The sequence below is a fragment of the Chitinophaga oryziterrae genome (genome assembly GCF_009758125.1).
GTDB lineage: Bacteria > Bacteroidota > Bacteroidia > Chitinophagales > Chitinophagaceae > Chitinophaga > Chitinophaga oryziterrae.
In genome coordinates this window covers 45,831-66,212 of record NZ_WRXO01000016.1, presented here as the reverse complement: position 1 = coordinate 66,212, position 20,382 = coordinate 45,831, and the positions used below count along the sequence as shown (strand labels likewise).

Sequence of the window (20,382 nt, the reverse complement as noted above, 5' to 3'; positions counted from 1 at the left end):
GCAAAATAAGAAGAAGTTGAAGGAAGGCCCGGAATATAAGGCCTTCCTTTTTTTATTAGCTTTTACTGCGCCGGCCGGGAACGGATCATACCGCCAAATAACCCACCAAAGCCCACTCTGACACCGATCCGGGTATTGTCTTTACTCTGGTATCCTGCAATGACATCTACCCTTATCAGCTTGAATATATTTTCAAGTCCGGCAAAAACCTCCACATAATTATTATCCCTGTTTACATAAAAGGCATTGGATCCTGCCACCAGGGTCCACTTCAATTGCTTTAACAAGGGTACCTTATTGGTCAGCAATCCGTTGAAGTGATGTTCCACATTAGCGGTGGCATAAAACGGTGCAACAGTGCTGTATTTGTAATAGGGCGCCAGTTGGAAGCTGTTCAGGTATTTCATGTTATAAAACGTCTGATTGCCGTTAAAGTGCTGATAATCAGGCAGGTCCACGTGTTTACTGTTGAGGAATCCTCCTATCCCGAGGTTGTAGAAGAACTGACCAAACAACCTCAGATTCATATTGTCATTGATATGGAACTTCCATTTATCGAAGTTGGCATCACTCCCGCCTATATCCGGTATCCCTTTACTGTATCCCACACTGAAAGTCGGGTATTTAGAGCCTACAGGTATCTTCCTGTCGGGCAATGCAATGTAATGTTGTCCGGGCTGGAAAGAGAATCCCAGGTCCAGGATAAGCGCCTGGTTCCTGTTAAAAGGAATGTCTGCCAGCTCATATGGATGGTTGGGTAAGAACTGTTTATGTGCATTTTTGAAGATTACGAAATCCGTAGTGTTCTCCACCGGAAAGCGGTCTTCATAAGTTACTCCCAATGAAAGTACAGCGTCCGATTCAAACCGGCGTTTATAGGAAAGTGCTGCATACCTGTTCTCATACAGCTTCATATAGTTCTCCTTCAGGAACAGGGTATAGAAAGCATTCGCAACCGGACTGATAGGATCTTCATGGTTGAACTGGGAAATCCGTTTCCCGCCGGACAATGTCCAGGCATCCCGCCCATAATGATTCGCCAGCCGGCTTTCCCTCAACCAGCTGATATCCCCGTATACATTAAGGTGGGTATTACTGAAACCATATCTTATAAAAGGGGATATTCTCAATTGTTGTTTCCCTGGCAGGTTAAAATTGATACTTGGCTCCACACTTAGTACCAGCCCTTCTACAGTATTATACTCCAGTTGCTGCAACAACCCTTTGATCTCCAGTTGATGTGAATAGATCCCTGTGTCCCGCTGGAAATAATACTGGTGTCTTACCCCACTCCACAGAAAATCTGTCATTTTTACCCGTGGCTGCTTTTTACGCAGCGTATCCAGGTGACGGGATGATTTCAGGCTATCCCGGTTGGCCATCGCAGTACTGTCCTTTACATGGAAATCTTTCAGTTCTTCCTTTTCCAGTGGTACGGGACGGATGCTATCCCAATAGGATAATATCTTTTTGTCGAAGGCCGTATCATATCTTAAAATAGTGTTGTCAAAGTATTTCTTAGGCAACTCCGGTTTCAGGTTGTAATTGGAGTAAACATTCACGGAAGTACCTGCCATATCAAACCCGAACTGCTTGGCAGCAATGTAAATCACCTGGTCTTTAGTACGCCATACTTCATTATTCACCGGTACATGGATCTGCCGGATGCGCAGGGTATCCATCAGTTCCAGCTCATAATCCTTTGTAAGCAACAGGTCTGCGCTATGAATTCTCCAGTCATCATCTGTAATAAATATATAACCGGAAAACAGGGGTTCGAATTTCCTTTTAGGGATAACAGCTATTTTATTGACGGTCTTTCCATCGTCCTGGAATACGCCTTCCAGCCTGTATTTATAAAAAGACAATGCATTTTCTGCTATGGGAGAAACATATCCCCGTTTACTGAACTGGGAGAATACCGCAGTTACATTATTATCATATAATTCTATGAAGGCCGGAAAACTGAAGCCCAGTCCGCCCCCACTCTGCCGGGATGAAAGTACTTCTACTTTAAGGTCTCCCGGTTCGCGGAAGGCGATCTTAGTAAGGGATTCCGATAGGAAAATTACCCCCTGGCCTGCTGAATCCACGCCCAGATCATTCTTATCTATTTTCTTCCCAAAAAAGCGATCAGGCACATTACGTAGTTTGAACATGCCTTTGATATAGTCATTACAGGTATATTCATTTACCTGGTGTCTGTAGAAACTTCTCTTTTTAATGGCATTCCTGATGATGGCATAAGCAGGATCTTCCCCATCTGATTTTATCACGACCTCTTTGATCTGCATGCTTTGGGGAGACAAGATCATATCGATGACCTGTTCCGCATCGGTCACGGTCACCTGTTTTTCCGCCCTGTTATATCCCATGTACTGACATACAATGGTATAACTGCCGGCTGGTAACTCCAGGTGGTATTGTCCTGCCGCATTGGAAGTAGTACCTGCGGTGGTCCCTTTTATGAAGATGGTAGCAAATGGTAACGGTTCCTGGCGTTCATTGGTAATTTTACCACGGATAACACCTGCCTGGGAAAAATAACAACTCAGGCAACAAATAACGACCAGTAAAGATCTAAGCATACTCGATTTGATATTATTTACTCTTCTTGTACCGCAGGAAGCTACCTGACAGTCCACCCAGGCCGGCAGTAATACCACCTATCAAAGCACTTACGATGCCTATCAGCATTGGGTTTTTCACTTTGAGAATGAGCTCACTCATACGGTTGGCCAGGATATGGTCATTTCGTACGTCCATGAAAAAGGCCAGCGCCAGCCATAAGAGAAATACTGCGATGAAACCATTTAAGAAGGAACGCAGTGGCGGAAGAGGAATGAGTACGGCTACCAGGAATGCTGCAATGGCGACTGTCCACCATGTCAGGAACATGCCACCAAGGTAGCTGAGTACAACAATAAGTATAAAACGGGGTAAGGATTTCATGATAGAAAGATAAGGAAAAATATAGACTAGATATACCCTGAATAGGTTCTTAACAGGTATTGAAGAGGTTCATCCTCCGTTCATCCTACGTTGATGAACGGAGGATAAACGGAGGATGAACCTCTTCAATACCTGTTCAATTACTCTTTACTTACTGTTTTCAAGGGCTTGTTGAATATCTTCGAGAATATCCTGCACATTTTCCAATCCAACAGAGATACGTATAAGTCCGGGTGTAATACCTACCTTTTTACGTTCTTCATCCGTCAGTTTAGCATGCGTAGTACTGGAAGGATGAGAAGCAATGCTTCTGCTGTCGCCAAGATTAGCGGTAAGACTCAGCATTTTCAGGGAGTCCAGGAAACGTATCCCGCTCTGTAAGCCGCCTTTCAGTTCAAAACATACGATACCGCCGCCGCCGCTCATTTGCTTTTTGGCAATATGATGCTGTGGATGACTTTCCAGCATAGGGTATTTCACCCATTGCAGTAAAGGATTGCCTTCCAGCGCTTTAGCAAGGGTAAGTGCACTCTGGGAGTGACGTTCCATACGGATATGCAGGGTTTCCAGGCTTTTGCTCAGTACCCATGCATTGAAAGGGGACATTGCCGGGCCTGTGCTGCGGCAGAAGGTATGGATCTCTTTGATAAGGTCTTTTCTGCCTACCACTACACCACCCATTACGCGGCCCTGTCCGTCCATCCATTTGGTGGCGGAGTGAGTAACGATATGGGCGCCGTCCTCAATAGGACGCTGTAATACCGGTGAGGCAAAACAGTTGTCTACATTGAGAATGATATTATGCTTATTGGCAATGGCTGCGATGATACTGATATCAATGATTTCAAGTCCGGGATTGGATGGCGTTTCCACAAAGATCATTTTCGTATTGGGCTTGATCAGCGCTTCAATACTTTCTGGTGCATTGATATCGAAATAACTGTATTCTATGCCCCATTTAGGCAGGAACTTCGTAATGATGGTATGCGTAGAGCCGAAGATAGAACTGGCAGAGATCAGGTGATCGCCTGCATTCATCAGGGCCATAAAACTGGCAAATATGGCACTCATCCCGGAAGCGGTCGCATAACCTGCTTCTGCTTTTTCCAGTGAACAAACCTTCTGTACAAATTCATCTACGTTCGGATTGCTGAAACGGCTATATATATTATTATCCGTTTCATCTGCAAATGTTGCCCGCATTTCTTCCGCACTGTCGTATGTAAAACTGGATGTCAGGAACAAGGGCGTGGAATGTTCCATCTGCCATGTTCTTTCTGTCTGTATCCTCACTGCATTGGTCTCCGGCCGGTACTGATCTTTATCCATTTGTTGGTATATTATATAATTGACTAAGTCAACTATTGGAAAAACCGATTAATTGACTTAGTCAACTTGATTGATGTAATTACGCGTTCACCTTGGTTTCCCAGGTAATATTAGCTCCTGCAACGCGCAGTGTTTCTGCTACAGAGCAATATTTCTTCATAGAAAGTTCTACAGCGCGGGCTGCTTTGTCCGGATCGATATCTCCCGTAAGATGAAACACCACATGTGCGTTTTCCCATAAGGATGGTTCCTTTCCTTTTTCTCTTTCTCCTTCTATTTCGATGCGGAAATCTTTAATTTCCTGGCGTTGCTTTTTAAGGATCATGGCAACGTCTATGGCTGAGCAGCCACCTAATCCCATCAGCAACATCTGCATTGGTCTGACTCCATTATTATTACCGCCGTTTTCAACGGAAGAATCCATCAGCACTTTATGTCCGGCTTCATCCACTGCTTCCATATTGAACGCATCATCTAATCTCTGTAGTGATATCTTCATATTTCAGATTGTTTATCATACAAAGATAACATAAGAAGAGAAAACATCCTTTTCTCCTTTCTTGTGTTATATTTGCGCAAATTTTTCGGGGATTTGGCAATACATCAGTATCATAGCACTCAGGAATTTACATTAGAATCGGGCAATGTACTGCACGAACTGAATATCTCTTATCATACTTACGGCCAGCTTAACAGTGACCGTAGTAATGTTATATGGATTTGTCATGCACTGACTGCCAATGCTGATGTGGCCGACTGGTGGGCTGGAATGGTTGGCCCGGGTAAGTTCATAGATCCCGCTGAGTATTATATCGTATGCGCGAACATCATCGGTTCCTGTTATGGTTCTTCCGGACCGCTGTCTAAAGTGCCGGAAATGGAGGGTCACGGCAGGAAAGTACCAGCACATTACTTCCATTCCTTTCCACAGGTGACCATCAGAGATATGGTAAAGGCGCATGTACTCCTGCGCAGGCACCTGGGCATAGAACAGATACATTTGCTGATTGGTGGTTCTATGGGCGGGTACCAGGCACTTGAATGGGCATTGCTGGAACCTGCACTCATTGAACGTTTATGCCTGTTAAGTACCGGTGCGGCAGAAAGTGCCTGGGGGATCGCTGTGCATACAGCTCAACGCCTTGCTATCGAAGCTGACCCTACATGGAAAGATGATCATTACGCTGCCGGCGCTACCGGTCTTAAAGCCGCAAGGGCCATCGGTATGCTCACCTACCGCAACTACCAGACCTTTGTACGTACCCAGTCAGACCCCGACAAAGAGAAAACCGATAACTTCCGTGCGTCCTCTTATATTAATTACCAGGGCGATAAACTGGTGAAACGCTTTAATGCACAATGTTACTGGCTGCTCACCAAAGCGATGGACAGTCACAATATTTCACGCGGCCGTACTACAGACCTCGCAGACACACTGGCACTGCTGAAACAACCTTCCCTCATCATCGGAATTACCAGCGATCTGCTTTGCCCGCCCGAAGAACAACTGTTTCTCTCTCAACATTTACCGCATGCGACCTACCATGAAATTGACTCCTCTTACGGGCATGACGGCTTCCTCATTGAATTCGAAAAAATAGGCAAAATCCTTTGTGACTGGCTTAAATAGTTACATAATGAATGCGTTAAAATCTGATTAAAAAGGTCTTAAAATCCATTAAGCCATAGCGATATCTTATACTACCGATCTATATTTGTGTAGTTATTATATGTTAAAGACTATCGCCTACATATTACTTTTTATTCACGTCAACACCTCTATGTTCATACCTGTGGTAGAGGAGAAAGATGTGTTTGATGCACGTGGCAGGCAGATAGACGATATCAATACCTTCTTTGAATACGTAGACCAGGTGATATTAGGGAATACGGACCTTACACCAGAGGATGAGGATGATGATCTGCCTCATTACTTTACTGGAAGTACCGGTATCTCCTATTATATCTCCCCTCAGGAACAGATTGCATGTAGCGTTAATGAGCCAACAACGAAAGAACTCGCAGTGGCTTATCCACTGTTGCCTGTGCAGAAAACAAGTTCCGTAGCATACGATATTCTTACTCCACCACCGGAAGTATAATTTTTCCATTTCTATCAACTCAATTATATAACTGATCAGTGATGGCTGCTCTGCGGAGAAGCCTATGAACTAATCTATGCGAATATTGTTTGATCAATACATAGCAGCATTAAAACTGTCTTAAAATTTAAAATAGATGTATAGTCGGGATTCTCAACCTTTACACCTCACCCGGAATGTAGCAAAGATCTTTGCCTGCTGCCTGTTCATATTGCTGACCGGAACATCGGTTCATGCACAGGATACATTGCATATTACCCTGCAGGAGGCTGAAAAACAGTTCCTTGATAAGAACCTTCAGTTGCTTGCAGAGAAATACAATGTATCTATCGCACGCGCTCAGATCATACAGGCGAAGTTGTACAACAATCCAAACCTTCAACTGAGTGGTAATATCTACAATCCGGACCAGAAAAAATGGTTCGATATCAGTAATCGTACAGGCCAGTATGAAGTCGGCATTCAACAAATGATTTCCCTGGCTGGTAAAAGGAACAAACAGGTGAAAATAGCGCAGACCAATGCGGCTATGGCTGAAAATTCCTTCTTCGACCTGCTGCGTACCTTACGCTTCTCTCTCCGTAGTAACTTTTATCAGGCTTATTTCCTGCAGAACTCTATGAGCGCTTATGCAGAGCAGATCTCTTCTCTTGAAAGAATGGACGCTACTTATAAAGACCTGCAAACGAAAGGACTGGTTACACTGAAAGATGCTGTTCGCCTCCGCTCATTATTATATAGCTTAAAAGCAGAAAGGACTACCATGCAGAACCAGGTGAACGACCTGGAAGCTGAAATACAGTTATTACTACAGAACAATCATGTATGGTATGCACTCGATATGCCGGCAGACGTTGTTGCCAGCATTCCTTCTGTAAGACAAACCAGCCTGCAAAGCCTGATAGACAGCGCTTATGAGAACAGGCAGGACCTTGCACTGGCAAAGAACAATCAGCTCTATAACGAACAGAACTACAAACTGCAGAAAGCAGTGGCCGTTCCAGACCTTACCCTGGGTGCCGATTTCGATAAAAGAGGCAGTTTCGTGAATAACGCCACATTCCTCACCGTAGGTATGGACCTCCCTTTCTTCAACAGGAACCAGGGTAATATCAAAGCGGCGAAATATGGTATTGATCAGACCAGGTTGCAGGTACAGCAACAACAGATGACCGTAGAGAATGAGGTACAAACAGCTTATTCCAAAGCGCTGAATACGGATAAAATGCTGGAATCTATTGATCCGGGCTTTCGTAAAGACTTTGAGCAACTGCTGAAAAACGTTACAGACAACTTCCTGAAAAAAAATATCAGCCTGCTGGAACTCACAGATTTCTATGATTCCTATAAAGAAAACGTTTTGCAGCTCAACCAGTTGCAGAACGACCGTATGCAGGCTATAGAAACACTGAATTTTGCTGTAGGTAAAACCTTGTTCAATAATTAATTATAACTGAAAAATGATCATGAAACCATTTACTATATATATCGCTCCGGTTGCTTTTGTATGTATGCTTACTGCCTGCGGCACTCATACGACAGAAACGCCTAAAGACGAAGTTGCCATTTCCGATAGTCTGTACAAGAACGTACAAACCGCTCCTGCTACTTTTGAACAACCTTCCGAATCTATTAAACTGAATGGTAAAATAGAACCCAACGAAAGCAAAGAAGCAAAAGTATATGCACTCGTGAGCGGTAAGATCAAAACCGTTCATGTTGAAATGGGTGATTACGTGAAACAGGGCCAGGTACTGGCAGTACTGCAGAGTTCTGAAGTAGCGGGTATCACCAACGATGTTTCCCTGGCGGAATCCAGCGTGGACCTGGCTAAGAAAAACATGGAGACTAAAAAAGAACTGTTCGAAAGTAACCTGGCTACCCAGCAGGACTATTTAAGCGCACAGATCGATTATAAAAAGGCCGTGTCTGAACAGAACCGTGCTAAAAGCGTTGCTTCTATCACCGGTGGTACCAGCTCTTCCTACTCCTTAACTGCTCCTATCAGCGGTTATGTGATCGAAAAGAATATCTCCAATAACTCAGAAGTCCGTCAGGACAATAATGCCAACCTGTTCACCATTGCAGATCTGTCTACTGTATGGATCATCGCTAATGTGTATGAGGCAGACATTTCAAATATCCGTTTGGGTGATGAAGTGCGTGTAACCACACTGGCTAATCCCGAGAAAGACTACATTGGTAAAATAGACAAGGTATATAATGTACTGGACCCGGCTAACCGTACCATGAAAGTTCGTATCAGTATGTCTAATGCCAATAATGAACTGAAACCGGAAATGTTCGCTACCATCAAGGTAAGTACCAAACCTTCTGCAAGTCTGCTGAGTATCCCTGCACATGCTATCGTAATGGACAATAGTAAACAGTATGTAGTGGTGAAGAAATCATCCGGACTGGAAATACGCGAAATTAAAGTGCTTCGCAGAATAGATGATAAAGCCTTTATATCCGGTTTACAGGCCGGAGACCAGGTAGTGACCAGCTCACAGGTATTTATTTACGATGCTCTAAATGTTCAATAGCCAAGCAGGATCTTATGCAAAAAATCATAAAAAGTATTATTGCCTTTTCCCTGAAGAATCGGCTCTTTATAGGGTTTGCTACGGTTGTATTAATCGTATGGGGCGTTATCGCTTTCAGGAATATTCCCATTGAAGCATTCCCGGATGTTACCAATACACAGATCACTATCATTACACAATGGTCTGGCAGAAGTGCGGAAGAAGTAGAGAAGTTTGTAACCGTGCCCATTGAAATAGCCATGAACCCGGTACAGAAAAAATCATCCGTTCGCTCTACAACGGTGTTCGGTCTGTCCGTAGTGAAAGTTATTTTCGATGATGATGTGGATGACGCTTTTGCCCGTCAGCAGGTAAATAACCTGTTACGCGATGTGGAAGTGCCGGATGGCGCTGAACCTGATGTACAGCCGCCTACCGGTCCTACAGGTGAAATCTTCCGCTATACCCTGGAAAGCAAAACGAAAACGGTCAGGGAATTAAAGACATTGCAGGACTGGGTGATTGAACGCCGTCTGTTAAATGTACCGGGTGTCGGTGATGTGGTGAGCTTTGGCGGTGAGGTGAAAACATATGAGATCACCGTTAATCCACAGAAGCTGGCTTCTTATGATATCACTCCGCTGGACGTATACAGCGCTATTTCCAAAAGTAATATCAATGTAGGGGGTGATGTGATCGTCGATAATTCACAGGCCTACGTGGTGCGTGGTATCGGCTTACTCAACAACGCAGAGGAAATCGGTAATATCATTGTAGATAATATCAATGGTACACCTATCCTCGTAAAAGATATTGCCCAGGTAGATATCTCTGCCCTGCCCCGTCTTGGACAGGTAGGCCGTGATAAACAGAATGATGTGCTGGAAGGTATCATCGTAATGCGTAAAGGAGAAAACCCCAGTGAGGTCATCAAACGTGTACAGGAAAGGATTGCGTACCTGAATGAAAAGGTATTGCCTTCCGATGTGAAGATCAACACGTTCTACAACCGTAGTGACCTGATCGAATTCGCTACGCATACCGTATTGCATAATATGCTGGAAGGGATCATCTTCGTAACGGTGATCGTGTTCCTGTTCATGGCCGACTGGCGTACTACCGTTATCGTGGCTATCGTAATACCGCTGGCACTATTGTTCGCATTCATATGTCTGACACTGAGGGGGATGTCTGCTAACCTGTTGTCAATGGGAGCTATCGACTTTGGTATTATCATAGATGGTGCCGTCGTGATGGTCGAGGGTATCTTTGTACTACTCGATGAGAAGTCGCATAAGATCGGTATGGAACGCTTTAACAAGTTGTCCAAACTGGGTATCATCAAAAATACCGGAGGTGAATTAGGTAAGGCTATCTTCTTCTCCAAACTGATCATCATCGCAGGTTTATTGCCGGTGTTCTCCTTTGAGAAAGTAGAAGGTAAGATGTTCTCTCCGCTGGCCTGGACATTAGGTTTTGCGTTACTGGGCGCATTGATCCTCACGCTGACGCTGATTCCGTTATTAAGTAGTATCCTGCTCCGCAAAAATGTGAAGGAAAAACACAACATTTTTGTAGAAGGGATTACCAACGGGGTGATGAAACTGTTCACCTGGACTTATCATCATAAACGTATCTCTTTGATTTTTGCCAGCATTGCGGTAGTCATTGGTTTGTTTATGTTCAAATACCTGGGTAGTGAGTTCTTACCTGAACTGGACGAGGGGGCGATCTATATCCGTGCTACCTGTCCGCTGAGTGTATCCCTTGATGAATCCAGGACATTGGCGAACAAGATGCGGCGTATCATCCTTACCTTCCCCGAGGTGAAACAGGTGATGTCGCAGACAGGCCGTCCGAACGATGGTACAGACGCTACCGGTTTCTATAACGTAGAGTTCCATGTGGACATCTATCCTAAAAAAGAATGGAAAAGCGGTATCTCAAAAGAGGAGCTGGTAGATGAGATGCAGAAGAAATTATCTGTATTCCCGGGTATCAACCTCAACTTCTCCCAGCCTATCATGGATAACGTGGAAGAAGCCGTATCCGGTGTAAAAGGATCACTTTGTGTGAAGGTGTACGGAGATAGTCTCGTTTATACGGAAGGCAAAGCCAATGAGATCTATGATATCATGAAGAATATCAAGGGCGTGGAAGATCTGGGTGTTATCAAGAATATCGGTCAGCCCGAAATGCGTATAGAACTGGATGAAAATAAGATGGCATTATATGGTGTTACGACGGCCGATGCCAATGCGATCATTGAAATGGCCATTGGTGGTAAAGCGGTAACACAGATTTATGAAGGCGAACGTAAATTCCAGCTGCGTCTGCGGTATGAAGAGCAATACCGTAATAATGCGGAAGCCATCAGCAACCTGATGGTACCTACGCTCCGTGGTGCACGTGTGCCTATCAAGAATATCGCTACTATCAGAACACTCACGGGTCCCAGTATCATTTTCAGGGATGACAACAGGCGTTATACCGCTGTGAAGTTCTCTATCCGTGGTCGTGACATGGGAAGTGCGGTAGCAGAAGCACAGGCGAAGGTGAACAAGCAGGTGAAACTGGCCAAAGGGTATGAGCTGCAATGGGCGGGCGACTTTGAAAACCAGCAACGTGCTACCAAACGGCTGACGCAGGTAGTGCCTATCAGTCTGTTACTGATCTTCCTCATCTTATTTGTGATGTTTGGTAATGTGAAAGATGCAGGGATGGTATTACTGAATGTACCTTTTGCTATCATCGGTGGTATTGCCGCGTTACTGTTCTCCGGTACGAACTTCAGTATCTCTGCGGGTATCGGGTTCATTGCGCTCTTTGGTATCTGTATACAGAACGGGGTAATCCTGATCTCTGTGTTCAAGAACAATATGCAGAAGGTGAAAAAGCATGAGTTCAACAAGCATACACTGGAGGTCGCTATCCGCGATGGGGTACGTACAAGGGTACGTCCTGTGGTCATGACAGCTTTGATGGCAGCTATCGGTTTATTGCCGGCGGCCCTGTCAAAAGGTATCGGCTCCGAGACATCCAAACCACTGGCAATTGTTGTGATCGGAGGGTTGATCACTGCCACCGTGTTAACGCTGCTGGTATTCCCGCTGTTCTTCTACCTGGGTTACAGGAAAGTAGGTCAGAAGATGGATTAGCCTTAAGGTTAATATAATATTGAAAAGTCCACAGTCCGTCGCGACTGTGGACTTTTTTTGCTTATATTTAGTACTATATTACCAATAAGGTCACCAAAATCACCACAGTATGAGGAATTACCTACAAAAATCAAGTTTGTACCTTCTATTATTTTTTACCCTGTATGCTGTTACCTCAAATGCACAGCAACAAAACACCATTACGGGCACAGTCACAAACAAAACAACGGGCGAACCAATGCCTGGTGTCAGCGTTAGCCTCAAAGGTACCTTATCGGGTACTGTAACAGATGGCGCTGGTCATTTCAAATTGAACACAACCCGTTCTTTTCCGGTTACCCTCATTTTTTCTTCAGTAGGGTTCACGAATGAAGTAGTGGCTGTTAGCGGTCCCTCGGACGTTACCGTAAAATTAGCCTCTACGGAGATACTCGGCAATGAAGTAGTTGTTGCCGCCAGTCGTGTATCAGAAAGTATCCTTACCTCTCCCGTTTCTATTGAAAAACTGAACATCACCGCCATCCGCGAAACACCTGCTCCCAACTTCTACGATGCGCTGCCTTCTTTAAAGGGCGTAGAGTCGAGCGTACAGAGTCTGAGTTTCCGTGCGGTAACTACCCGTGGATTTAATACTAACGGGAATACCCGTTTCAACCAACTGATGGATGGAATGGATAATCAGGCGCCCGGCCTTAACTTTTCCGTAGGCAATATCGTTGGCGTCTCAGAACTGGACCTGGCCTCTGTGGAACTGTTACCAGGTGCTTCTTCTGCATTGTATGGTGCAGGTGGTATGAATGGTACTTTACTCATGACCAGTAAAAGTCCTTTTGAATACCAGGGGTTAAGCCTGAAATTACAGGCCGGCATGAATCACCTCGGCACTGTACAGCAGTCGTCCGTTGGCTTTATTCCCGATGTAATGTTTCGTTATGCCAAAGCATTCGGCCGCTTCGCTTTTAAAGTGAACTTCTGTTATATGCAGGCGGACGACTGGCAGGCACGGGATTCTACCAACTTCGACCGGCTGAACCTGAAAACGAAAGCCGGTTATTCCCATATTACAGATCCTAACTACGATGGGGTGAATGTATATGGGGATGAGATCAATACTAAATTTGGCGCTTCCGCTGGTTTGCTGAACGGTGTATCTGTATCACGTACCGGTTACAATGAAAAAGACCTGGTGGATTATGGTACTAAAAGTCTGAAAACAGGACTGGCATTACATTACAGGATCACAGACCAGATAGAGGCAATTGTGCAGGGCAACTGGGGTTCCGGTACTACCGTATATACAGGTTCCGACCGTTACTCCCTGCGTAAATTCAACCTCGGACAATATAAACTGGAACTGAGAGGCAAGAACTTCTTCCTTCGTGGTTATACTACCCAGGAGCGTTCCGGGGAAGCATACAATGCTACCGCACTCGGTACTTTGCTGAACGAAACCTATAACCCCAGCGCTGTTACAGATGCCAATGGGAACGTTATAGGCGGATGGTTTGCAGAATATGCCACTGTTTACAACCAGGCAAGAGCCGGTGTATTCGCTGGTGCTCCAGGTGTTAAAACAGATGCAGAAGCGCATGCCATCGCAAGAGGATATGCAGACCGTGCACGCTTACTACCAGGTTCTGCGGCCTTTAACACCACTAAAGATGCGATCACCAACCGGTATATCGGTTTCGGTACAGGCAGGAACGGCGCCAAGTTCAATGATAAAACAAACCTCTATCATTATGAAGGGTTCTACAACTTCTCAGATAAAATAAAAATCTTTGATCTGCAGGCTGGCGCTTCTTATCGTCGTTATTCCCTGAATTCTGATGGTACTATTTTCGATGATGCCAGTGGTAGAATTAAGATAGATGAATATGGAGGTTTTGTACAGGCAGGTAAAAAACTACTGAACGATCGTATCAAATTAACGGCGTCTGTACGTTATGATAAGAACGAGAACTTCGATGGCAGATTCACACCTCGTATCTCGGGAGTATTTACCGTTGCACCGCAACAGAATATCCGTGTATCCTTCCAGACAGCTTACCGCAATCCTACCAATCAGGACCAGTACATAGACCTTCCGATCCGCTATAACACCAGGCTGATAGGCGGTTTACCGGCAATGCTGACAAAATATGACCTGTATAACAACAAAGGGTATACACAGGCTAGTGTACAACAGTATGCTGCAACAGGTAATCCTGCTTTATTACAGACATATACTTTCGGAAAATTCAGACCAGAGAGTGTAAAAGCATGGGAGATCGGGTATAAGGGATTGATAAAAAACAGGCTGTTGATAGATGCTTATTACTATTACAGTTCTTACAAAAACTTCCTCTCCTACCTGGTATTGATCCAGCCGACCAAACCATTGGCACAGGACCCCGCGCTTAACAGTGCCAATATCTTCGCCACCTACGTGAACAATCCTTCTGATGTAGTGACCCAGGGTGGTGCATTAGGACTGGATTACCTGATCAGTAACTGGACATTGTCCGGTAACGTTTCTTATAACGATATCACAAAAGAATCAGCAGGGTTATCCTCTTCTTTTAACACGCCTAAGTACCGTTTCAACCTGGGACTGGCAAACAGGAACGTGTATAAGAATATCGGGTTTAATGTAACGTATCGCTGGCAGGATGCTTTCTTATGGAACTCCAGTTTTGTAACCGGCAATGTATCTGCTTATGGAACAATAGATGCACAGGTGAATTACAAGATGCCTAAAGCAAAAGCCACTATCAAACTGGGTGGCTCTAATATCCTGAATCACTATTACCAGACATCTTTCGGTAATCCGACAGTGGGTGGCATTTATTATGTATCAATACTGTTTGACGAAATATTTAAATAACAGACTTCCCCAAATAGACGACGTCCCGGGCATTACACCCGGGACGTCTGATTTGTTGTAACCCTCAGCTGCATATAGCACTGAAGTATCTTTAGTTATTTTATACGTTGAAACGGAAGTGCATCACATCTCCATCGGCTACAACATACTCCTTACCTTCTATACGCAGACGGCCATTATCACGGCAGGCTGCTTCCGAGCCGTATTTTACAAAATCTTCGTAAGCGATCACCTCAGCCTTGATGAAACCCTTTTCGAAATCCGTATGGATCACACTGGCAGACTGTGGCGCTTTCCAGCCTTTCTGGATAGTCCAGGCACGTACTTCCTGTACACCAGCGGTAAAATAAGTGATGAGGTTCAGCAGGTTATAAGCAGAACGGATCAGGCGGTTCAGACCTGGCTCTTCCAGTTTATACTCAGAAAGGAACAGTTCCTTATCTGCCGGATCTTCCATTTCGGAGATCTGCGCTTCAATGTTATTATTCATGATGATCACCTGTGCACCTTCAGCTTTCACAGACTCTTTCAGTTGTTCAGAGTACTTGTTACCGGTGTGCATAGATGCTTCATCTACGTTAGCGACATATAAAACCGGTTTTTCAGTGAGCAGGAACAGGTCGGCAATAGCAGAACGGTCTTCCTTGCTTAATCCCAGTTCACGGATGTTACGGCCTTTTTCCAGGTGTTCCTGGCATTGTTTCAGTATTTCAAACTCTCTCTTTGCCTTGGGATCTCCACCTGTTTTAGCCATCTTTTCAGTACGGGCCACCTTTCTCTCTACACTTTCCAGGTCTTTCAACTGCAGCTCGGTATCAATGATTTCCTTATCGCTTACAGGATTGATCGCGCCTTCTTCCCTTAAGATATTATCATCTTCGAAGCAACGGATAACATGTACGATCGCATCTACTTCACGGATGTTTGCGAGGAACTTGTTACCAAGGCCTTCACCCTTGCTGGCACCTTTTACGAGGCCTGCAATATCTACAAATTCAATACTGGTAGGGACCACGCGGTTTGGTTTTACCAGTTCTTCCAGTTTATATAAACGTGTATCCGGTACATCTACCGATCCCACGTTAGGTTCAATAGTACAAAAACGGTAATTGCTGGCCTGTGCTTTGGCACTGTTGCTTACCGCATTAAACAATGTCGATTTCCCTACATTCGGCAATCCAACAATTCCTGCTTGTAACGCCATTTTAAAAAATTTGCGCGAAGATAATACTTTTTTCCCTTTCCCAAAGCAGGTCTGTAAACGATAATATTATATATATCAGGAATTGTACTTTAATTATTTAATATTTGCGATTAGATTTGAGGTAAGGTAATCTGAACTTATTATATATGGTGTTAAACTACGTATGGCTGGCTTTTTTCCTGATATCTTTTGTGGTAGCGCTTGTTCGCCTGATCGTATTTCATGATACAGCCATCTTTACTACCGTCATGTCTGGTATGTTCGATAGCGCCAAAACCGGGGCAGAAATATCCCTGGGACTGGCGGGCATCATGACCTTCTGGCTGGGAATTATGCGTGTAGGAGAAAAAGCGGGTATGATCAAGGCGTTTGCCAAAGCCGTAAACCCCTTCTTTTCCATGCTGTTCCCCGGTATCCCTAAAAACAACCCTGCTATGGGCTCTATCCTGATGAATTTCAGTGCCACTGCACTGGGACTGGATAACGCGGCTACTCCCCTTGGTTTGCAGGCGATGAAGGAACTACAGGAGATCAATCCTGAGAAGGAAACGGCTACCAATGCCCAGATCATGTTCCTGGTGCTGAATACGGCAGGTATTACCATCATCCCTACTTCCGTGATTGCCATCCGGCTGGCCAGCGGGGCCGCTAATGCTGCTGATATATTCATCCCCGCCCTGATAGGTACCCTGATCTCTTTTTTATCAGGAATGATAGCAGTAGCTATCTACCAGCGTATTAACCTGTTCAGACTACCTTTCTTCATATTTGTGGGGGCTCTTGGCGGCTTGATTTTCCTGCTCACGCAAAGTATAAAAATATACCCTCCCGAAACGTTCGCATTATATACCGGTCTGGCCGGCGGACTGCTCATCTTTGCTGTGATCGTCTCTTTCCTCATCATGGCCATGATCAATAAGATCAATGCCTATGAAGAATTTATTGAAGGCGCTAAAGATGGGTTCAAAACATCCGTTACGATCATCCCTTACCTGGTAGCTATGCTGGTAGGTATCAGTGCATTCCGTAATACCGGGTGTATGGATTACGTAGTGAATGGCATCGGCAGTGTCTTTGCATGGATGGGCTTCAATACCGACTTCGTACCTGCCCTCCCCGTTGGCATCATGAAAACTTTCAGCGGTGGTGCTGCCCGTGGATTAATGATAGATGTGATGAAACATTATGGGGTGGATTCCTTCCAGGGACGCCTGGCCTGCATCATACAGGGATCAACGGAAACAACCTTTTATGTACTGGCCGTATACTTTGGCTCTGTAAATATCAAGAATACCCGTTACGCACTCACCTGTGGTTTAATAGCCGATTTCGTAGGAGTGGTATGTGCGATCATTATAGGGTATATTTTCTTTCATTGATAAAAAATCGTGCGTATATTGGTCGTTACCACCATCAACTTATACGCCGATATATCATGCCTAAGAAACCACTACATGAAGACTGGATCGCAGTTATTATTGCTTTTGTAACTATTGGCCTCGTATGTCTGGGGCTCAAACCTTTATTACCTAAATTTACCGTCTGGTCCGGTGCCGGTAGCTTCAGTGCCCAACTGGGGAACACCCTGCTATGGCAGCAAATGGGCATCCTGTTCCTGTGGGTATTGGCCAGCCTGTTTATTGCCAGACTGCTGGCCGGGTACACAAAGTTGCTTAATCTCATCCCCTCTCTGCTGGCCGTTATATTCATTACTTTAATAGCACAGCTGATCGCGAATAACAGCGCTATGAAAAGCTTTGGGATCGAGGTGGTATTATTCAGCCTCATACTGGGCTTACTGATCAGTAACCTGATAGGAGTTCCCGGCTGGATGAAACCAGCTATTCAAACAGAACTATATATCAAAATAGGTTTGATCCTGCTGGGGTGCAACGTCATCTTTAAAGATATCCTGGAAGCAGGCGCATTAGGTATCGTACAGTCCGTAGCCGTTGTATTTACCGTATGGTATTTCAGCTTCTGGGTATGCCGTAAACTGGGACTGGATGATGAATTCCGTATGATGATTTCCAGTGCGGTATCTATTTGCGGAGTATCCGCAGCGATTGCCACTGCCGGGGCCATTGAAGGCGATAACAAAAAGTTGTCACATGTCATCTCACTGGTGCTGATAGTAGCCATTCCGATGATGTTATTCATGCCCTACATCGCCATATGGGCGCATATGTCGCCTAAAGTAGCAGGCGCCTGGCTGGGTGGCACGATCGATACATCAGGAGCCGTAGTGGCAGCAGGTACCATGCTCGGCGAAGAAGCCCTGAAGTATGCCACACTGGTGAAGTTCTCCCAGAACGTATTACTGGGGCTGGCAGCTTTTCTCATCTCTCTTTACTGGTCTTATTCCCGCAAAGAAGCTAATTTTGAAAAGCCCACCCTGCGTACCATATGGGAACGTTTCCCCAAATTCGTACTGGGTTTTGTACTGGCATCCGTATTCTTCTCCTTTATATTACCAACCCCGCTGGTAGCAGCGGCCAAAGGCTCTTTAAAAGAGTTGCAGACATACTGGTTTGCGCTGGCATTCACCTGCATAGGGCTGGAAACAAAGTTCACCGATATCTTTAAAATGGAGAATGGACGGCCTGCACTGGCGTTTATCATCGCGCAGGTGTTCAACATCTTCTTTACATTAGGGATCGCTTACCTGGTATTTGGCTGATCAGTCGTATTTACCGGTCTTATCCTCGATATGGACATCCATATCTTTCCTGATCTGCATTTTAATATATACAAGCAGTTGTGAAGCACCTGCTTTAAAACATACTTCCTGGGCCTTACGGACAACCTCCATGGTTTCTTCGTAAGTGCCCTCTATTACCGTTTCAAAAGGGCATACCCGGTATTTGAGCCCCGAAGCCTGAATCACGGCGATAGCTTCATCTACAACGGCATATACCTGTTCACTGGGTACAGATGGTAATATCTGTAAGGCGAGATTGATTTTGTGTTCCATAGTTCAGTATCTTATAAATGAAAACCGCCCCATCAGAAGATGGAGCGGTGATCCCAAAGATACTTATTTCTTCAGGAGGTCTTCAATATAAATCACTTTATTATTCTGAGTCTGAAGAAATGCCTTGTTAGCTCTGCTAATATGCAAAAATGCTCTTAACTGTCTTAAAAAAACAAGTGGAAGATATAACAGGGATTTTACCACTTCTTTATCGGTACTCATTACAGCAACGATAGCCAGGAAAGAAAGCGGGAAAATGATGAAGATCGCGATCCATGCGATGGTAAGAGCGGGTGCGATCCAGAAATTAAGCAATGCGAATACTGCGGCAATACTGATCTGTAAAAACAAAGGAGGACGTAACAGGTTGAACCCAAAGAACATCAGGTTAAAGTTACCGCGTTGCAGTCCGGTTACAAATACGTCCCAGCCGTATTTAAAATATTTAAAGTAGGCATTGATCCAGCGGGTACGCTGTGTTTCCAATGCATCTCCGCTATCTATTTTCTCATCGTACACCATTGCATCTTCTGCATACGCCAGCTGAGGGATCAGCTTAACAATATCTGCCTGTATCTTTTTATCAAATCCGCCCAGGAAGTTACGATAGATCACTGCTTTATATAAGGCAGTTTCAATAGCGATACCTAGGCCCCATATATTGGCAGATAAGCCCAGTTCCATACGCATACGCCTGTCTACGAAATTGCTGAAGTAGTTACCCGCAGCATCCAGTTTTGCATAGATGCTATCGTTGTTCTTAGCCAGCATATTTGTTTGTACAGCGCGGTACCCTTTATTAAAATATTTATTCAGTACGGACAGGTAATCAGGATGCACCAGGTTATCTGCATCGAGGATGATCAGCACATCGTGCGGCTGATCAAAATTGTTGATGGCGTAATCAATGGAACGGATCTTCGCATTGAGTGGTACTTCCGGTGCAAGCACTTTTACCTGTAGGTGCTTATTATAACCAATATCTGTTTGCTCACAACCATCCGCCACTACATATACTTTAAAGTGACGGTAAGTTTGTTTCAGCACGGAGTCAACAAGCGGGGGGACCAGCTCCAGGTTTTTGTGGGCTGTAACGATCACGGCAAAAGAGAAATCCCTTGCAGTATCAGATTCATCAGTCTCCTGCCCTTTAGCAAACAGTCCTGCCATTCTTTTACAACCATACACCAGTAATAAAAACGCCGGTTGAAGCAGGTAGGCCGCCAGCACAAGCTGTACAGCAAAAAAGATGATTAATAGAATTGTAAGCAT

At 44.8% G+C, this 20,382-nt stretch carries 15 protein-coding genes; 8 read left to right on the top strand and 7 right to left on the bottom strand.

All coding sequences use genetic code 11. The annotated features are described in order from the left end of the window. Nucleotides 1–62: 62 nt before the first annotated feature. From GO495_RS31360 to GO495_RS31345, 4 genes are all read right to left on the bottom strand, one after another. Nucleotides 63–2,588, bottom strand: coding sequence for a DUF5686 and carboxypeptidase regulatory-like domain-containing protein (locus GO495_RS31360; RefSeq protein ID WP_157303910.1), 2,526 nt, complete (start codon nucleotides 2,586–2,588; stop codon nucleotides 63–65). Nucleotides 2,589–2,601: 13 nt separating this feature from the next. Further along, entirely contained in the window at nucleotides 2,602–2,952 is a 351-nt protein-coding gene (locus GO495_RS31355; protein ID WP_157303909.1) for a hypothetical protein, read from the bottom strand. A 147-nt stretch (nucleotides 2,953–3,099) separates the two neighbouring features. Continuing rightward, nucleotides 3,100–4,281: a trans-sulfuration enzyme family protein gene (locus GO495_RS31350; RefSeq protein ID WP_157303908.1), complete on the bottom strand. Its 1,182-nt coding sequence runs from the start codon at nucleotides 4,279–4,281 to the stop codon at nucleotides 3,100–3,102. Between the two features lie 79 nt (nucleotides 4,282–4,360). Next, nucleotides 4,361–4,780 carry an OsmC family protein gene (locus tag GO495_RS31345; RefSeq protein ID WP_157303907.1) on the bottom strand — a complete coding sequence of 140 codons (420 nt, stop codon included), beginning with the start codon at nucleotides 4,778–4,780 and terminating at the stop codon, nucleotides 4,361–4,363. A gap of 93 nt (nucleotides 4,781–4,873) precedes the next feature. On the opposite strand from GO495_RS31345, the gene metX reads away from it, so the two are divergent. From metX to GO495_RS31315, 6 genes are all read left to right on the top strand, one after another. After that, nucleotides 4,874–5,911: a homoserine O-acetyltransferase MetX gene (gene metX / locus GO495_RS31340; protein WP_170302752.1), complete on the top strand. Its 1,038-nt coding sequence runs from the start codon at nucleotides 4,874–4,876 to the stop codon at nucleotides 5,909–5,911. A gap of 100 nt (nucleotides 5,912–6,011) precedes the next feature. After that, the gene (locus tag GO495_RS31335) at nucleotides 6,012–6,383 is read left to right on the top strand and encodes a hypothetical protein (RefSeq protein WP_157303905.1); all 372 of its coding nucleotides are present in this window, start codon (nucleotides 6,012–6,014) and stop codon (nucleotides 6,381–6,383) included. 136 nt (nucleotides 6,384–6,519) lie between these two features. Further along, complete coding sequence (locus GO495_RS31330) at nucleotides 6,520–7,830, top strand: TolC family protein (RefSeq protein ID WP_157303904.1); 1,311 nt, start codon at nucleotides 6,520–6,522, stop codon at nucleotides 7,828–7,830. Nucleotides 7,831–7,849: 19 nt separating this feature from the next. After that, nucleotides 7,850–8,929, top strand: a complete 1,080-nt coding sequence (locus GO495_RS31325; RefSeq protein ID WP_157303903.1) for an efflux RND transporter periplasmic adaptor subunit — start codon at nucleotides 7,850–7,852, stop codon at nucleotides 8,927–8,929. A 14-nt stretch (nucleotides 8,930–8,943) separates the two neighbouring features. Next, the gene (locus GO495_RS31320; protein WP_157303902.1) at nucleotides 8,944–12,066 is read left to right on the top strand and encodes an efflux RND transporter permease subunit; all 3,123 of its coding nucleotides are present in this window, start codon (nucleotides 8,944–8,946) and stop codon (nucleotides 12,064–12,066) included. 109 nt (nucleotides 12,067–12,175) lie between these two features. After that, the gene (locus GO495_RS31315; protein ID WP_157303901.1) at nucleotides 12,176–14,932 is read left to right on the top strand and encodes a TonB-dependent receptor; all 2,757 of its coding nucleotides are present in this window, start codon (nucleotides 12,176–12,178) and stop codon (nucleotides 14,930–14,932) included. Nucleotides 14,933–15,032: 100 nt separating this feature from the next. On the opposite strand, the gene ychF is transcribed toward GO495_RS31315, so the two are convergent. Beyond that, nucleotides 15,033–16,136 carry a redox-regulated ATPase YchF gene (ychF, locus tag GO495_RS31310; RefSeq protein ID WP_157303900.1) on the bottom strand — a complete coding sequence of 368 codons (1,104 nt, stop codon included), beginning with the start codon at nucleotides 16,134–16,136 and terminating at the stop codon, nucleotides 15,033–15,035. A gap of 146 nt (nucleotides 16,137–16,282) precedes the next feature. Between ychF and GO495_RS31305 the strand changes: the two genes are divergently transcribed. Together GO495_RS31305 and GO495_RS31300 are read left to right on the top strand one after the other, a co-directional pair. Then, nucleotides 16,283–17,515 (top strand): nucleoside recognition domain-containing protein, encoded by a 1,233-nt coding sequence (locus tag GO495_RS31305; RefSeq protein WP_157303899.1) that lies wholly within the window; start codon nucleotides 16,283–16,285, stop codon nucleotides 17,513–17,515. Between the two features lie 56 nt (nucleotides 17,516–17,571). Next, nucleotides 17,572–18,816: a YeiH family protein gene (locus tag GO495_RS31300; RefSeq protein ID WP_157303898.1), complete on the top strand. Its 1,245-nt coding sequence runs from the start codon at nucleotides 17,572–17,574 to the stop codon at nucleotides 18,814–18,816. On the opposite strand, the gene GO495_RS31295 is transcribed toward GO495_RS31300, so the two are convergent. Together GO495_RS31295 and GO495_RS31290 are read right to left on the bottom strand one after the other, a co-directional pair. Beyond that, nucleotides 18,817–19,110: a thiamine-binding protein gene (locus tag GO495_RS31295; RefSeq protein ID WP_157303897.1), complete on the bottom strand. Its 294-nt coding sequence runs from the start codon at nucleotides 19,108–19,110 to the stop codon at nucleotides 18,817–18,819. A gap of 63 nt (nucleotides 19,111–19,173) precedes the next feature. Next, the gene (locus GO495_RS31290) at nucleotides 19,174–20,382 is read right to left on the bottom strand and encodes a glycosyltransferase (RefSeq protein WP_157303896.1); all 1,209 of its coding nucleotides are present in this window, start codon (nucleotides 20,380–20,382) and stop codon (nucleotides 19,174–19,176) included.

Coding starts and splice junctions, on each gene's coding strand:
- GO495_RS31320 (WP_157303902.1), top strand. CDS start 8,944: ATGCAAAAAATCATAAAAAGTATTATTGCCTTTTCCCTGAAGAATCGG.
- GO495_RS31300 (WP_157303898.1), top strand. CDS start 17,572: ATGCCTAAGAAACCACTACATGAAGACTGGATCGCAGTTATTATTGCT.
- GO495_RS31355 (WP_157303909.1), bottom strand. CDS start 2,952: ATGAAATCCTTACCCCGTTTTATACTTATTGTTGTACTCAGCTACCTT.
- ychF (WP_157303900.1), bottom strand. CDS start 16,136: ATGGCGTTACAAGCAGGAATTGTTGGATTGCCGAATGTAGGGAAATCG.
- GO495_RS31305 (WP_157303899.1), top strand. CDS start 16,283: ATGGTGTTAAACTACGTATGGCTGGCTTTTTTCCTGATATCTTTTGTG.
- GO495_RS31345 (WP_157303907.1), bottom strand. CDS start 4,780: ATGAAGATATCACTACAGAGATTAGATGATGCGTTCAATATGGAAGCA.
- GO495_RS31335 (WP_157303905.1), top strand. CDS start 6,012: ATGTTAAAGACTATCGCCTACATATTACTTTTTATTCACGTCAACACC.
- GO495_RS31290 (WP_157303896.1), bottom strand. CDS start 20,382: ATGCTTACAATTCTATTAATCATCTTTTTTGCTGTACAGCTTGTGCTG.
- GO495_RS31315 (WP_157303901.1), top strand. CDS start 12,176: ATGAGGAATTACCTACAAAAATCAAGTTTGTACCTTCTATTATTTTTT.
- GO495_RS31360 (WP_157303910.1), bottom strand. CDS start 2,588: ATGCTTAGATCTTTACTGGTCGTTATTTGTTGCCTGAGTTGTTATTTT.
- GO495_RS31295 (WP_157303897.1), bottom strand. CDS start 19,110: ATGGAACACAAAATCAATCTCGCCTTACAGATATTACCATCTGTACCC.
- GO495_RS31350 (WP_157303908.1), bottom strand. CDS start 4,281: ATGGATAAAGATCAGTACCGGCCGGAGACCAATGCAGTGAGGATACAG.
- GO495_RS31325 (WP_157303903.1), top strand. CDS start 7,850: ATGAAACCATTTACTATATATATCGCTCCGGTTGCTTTTGTATGTATG.
- GO495_RS31330 (WP_157303904.1), top strand. CDS start 6,520: ATGTATAGTCGGGATTCTCAACCTTTACACCTCACCCGGAATGTAGCA.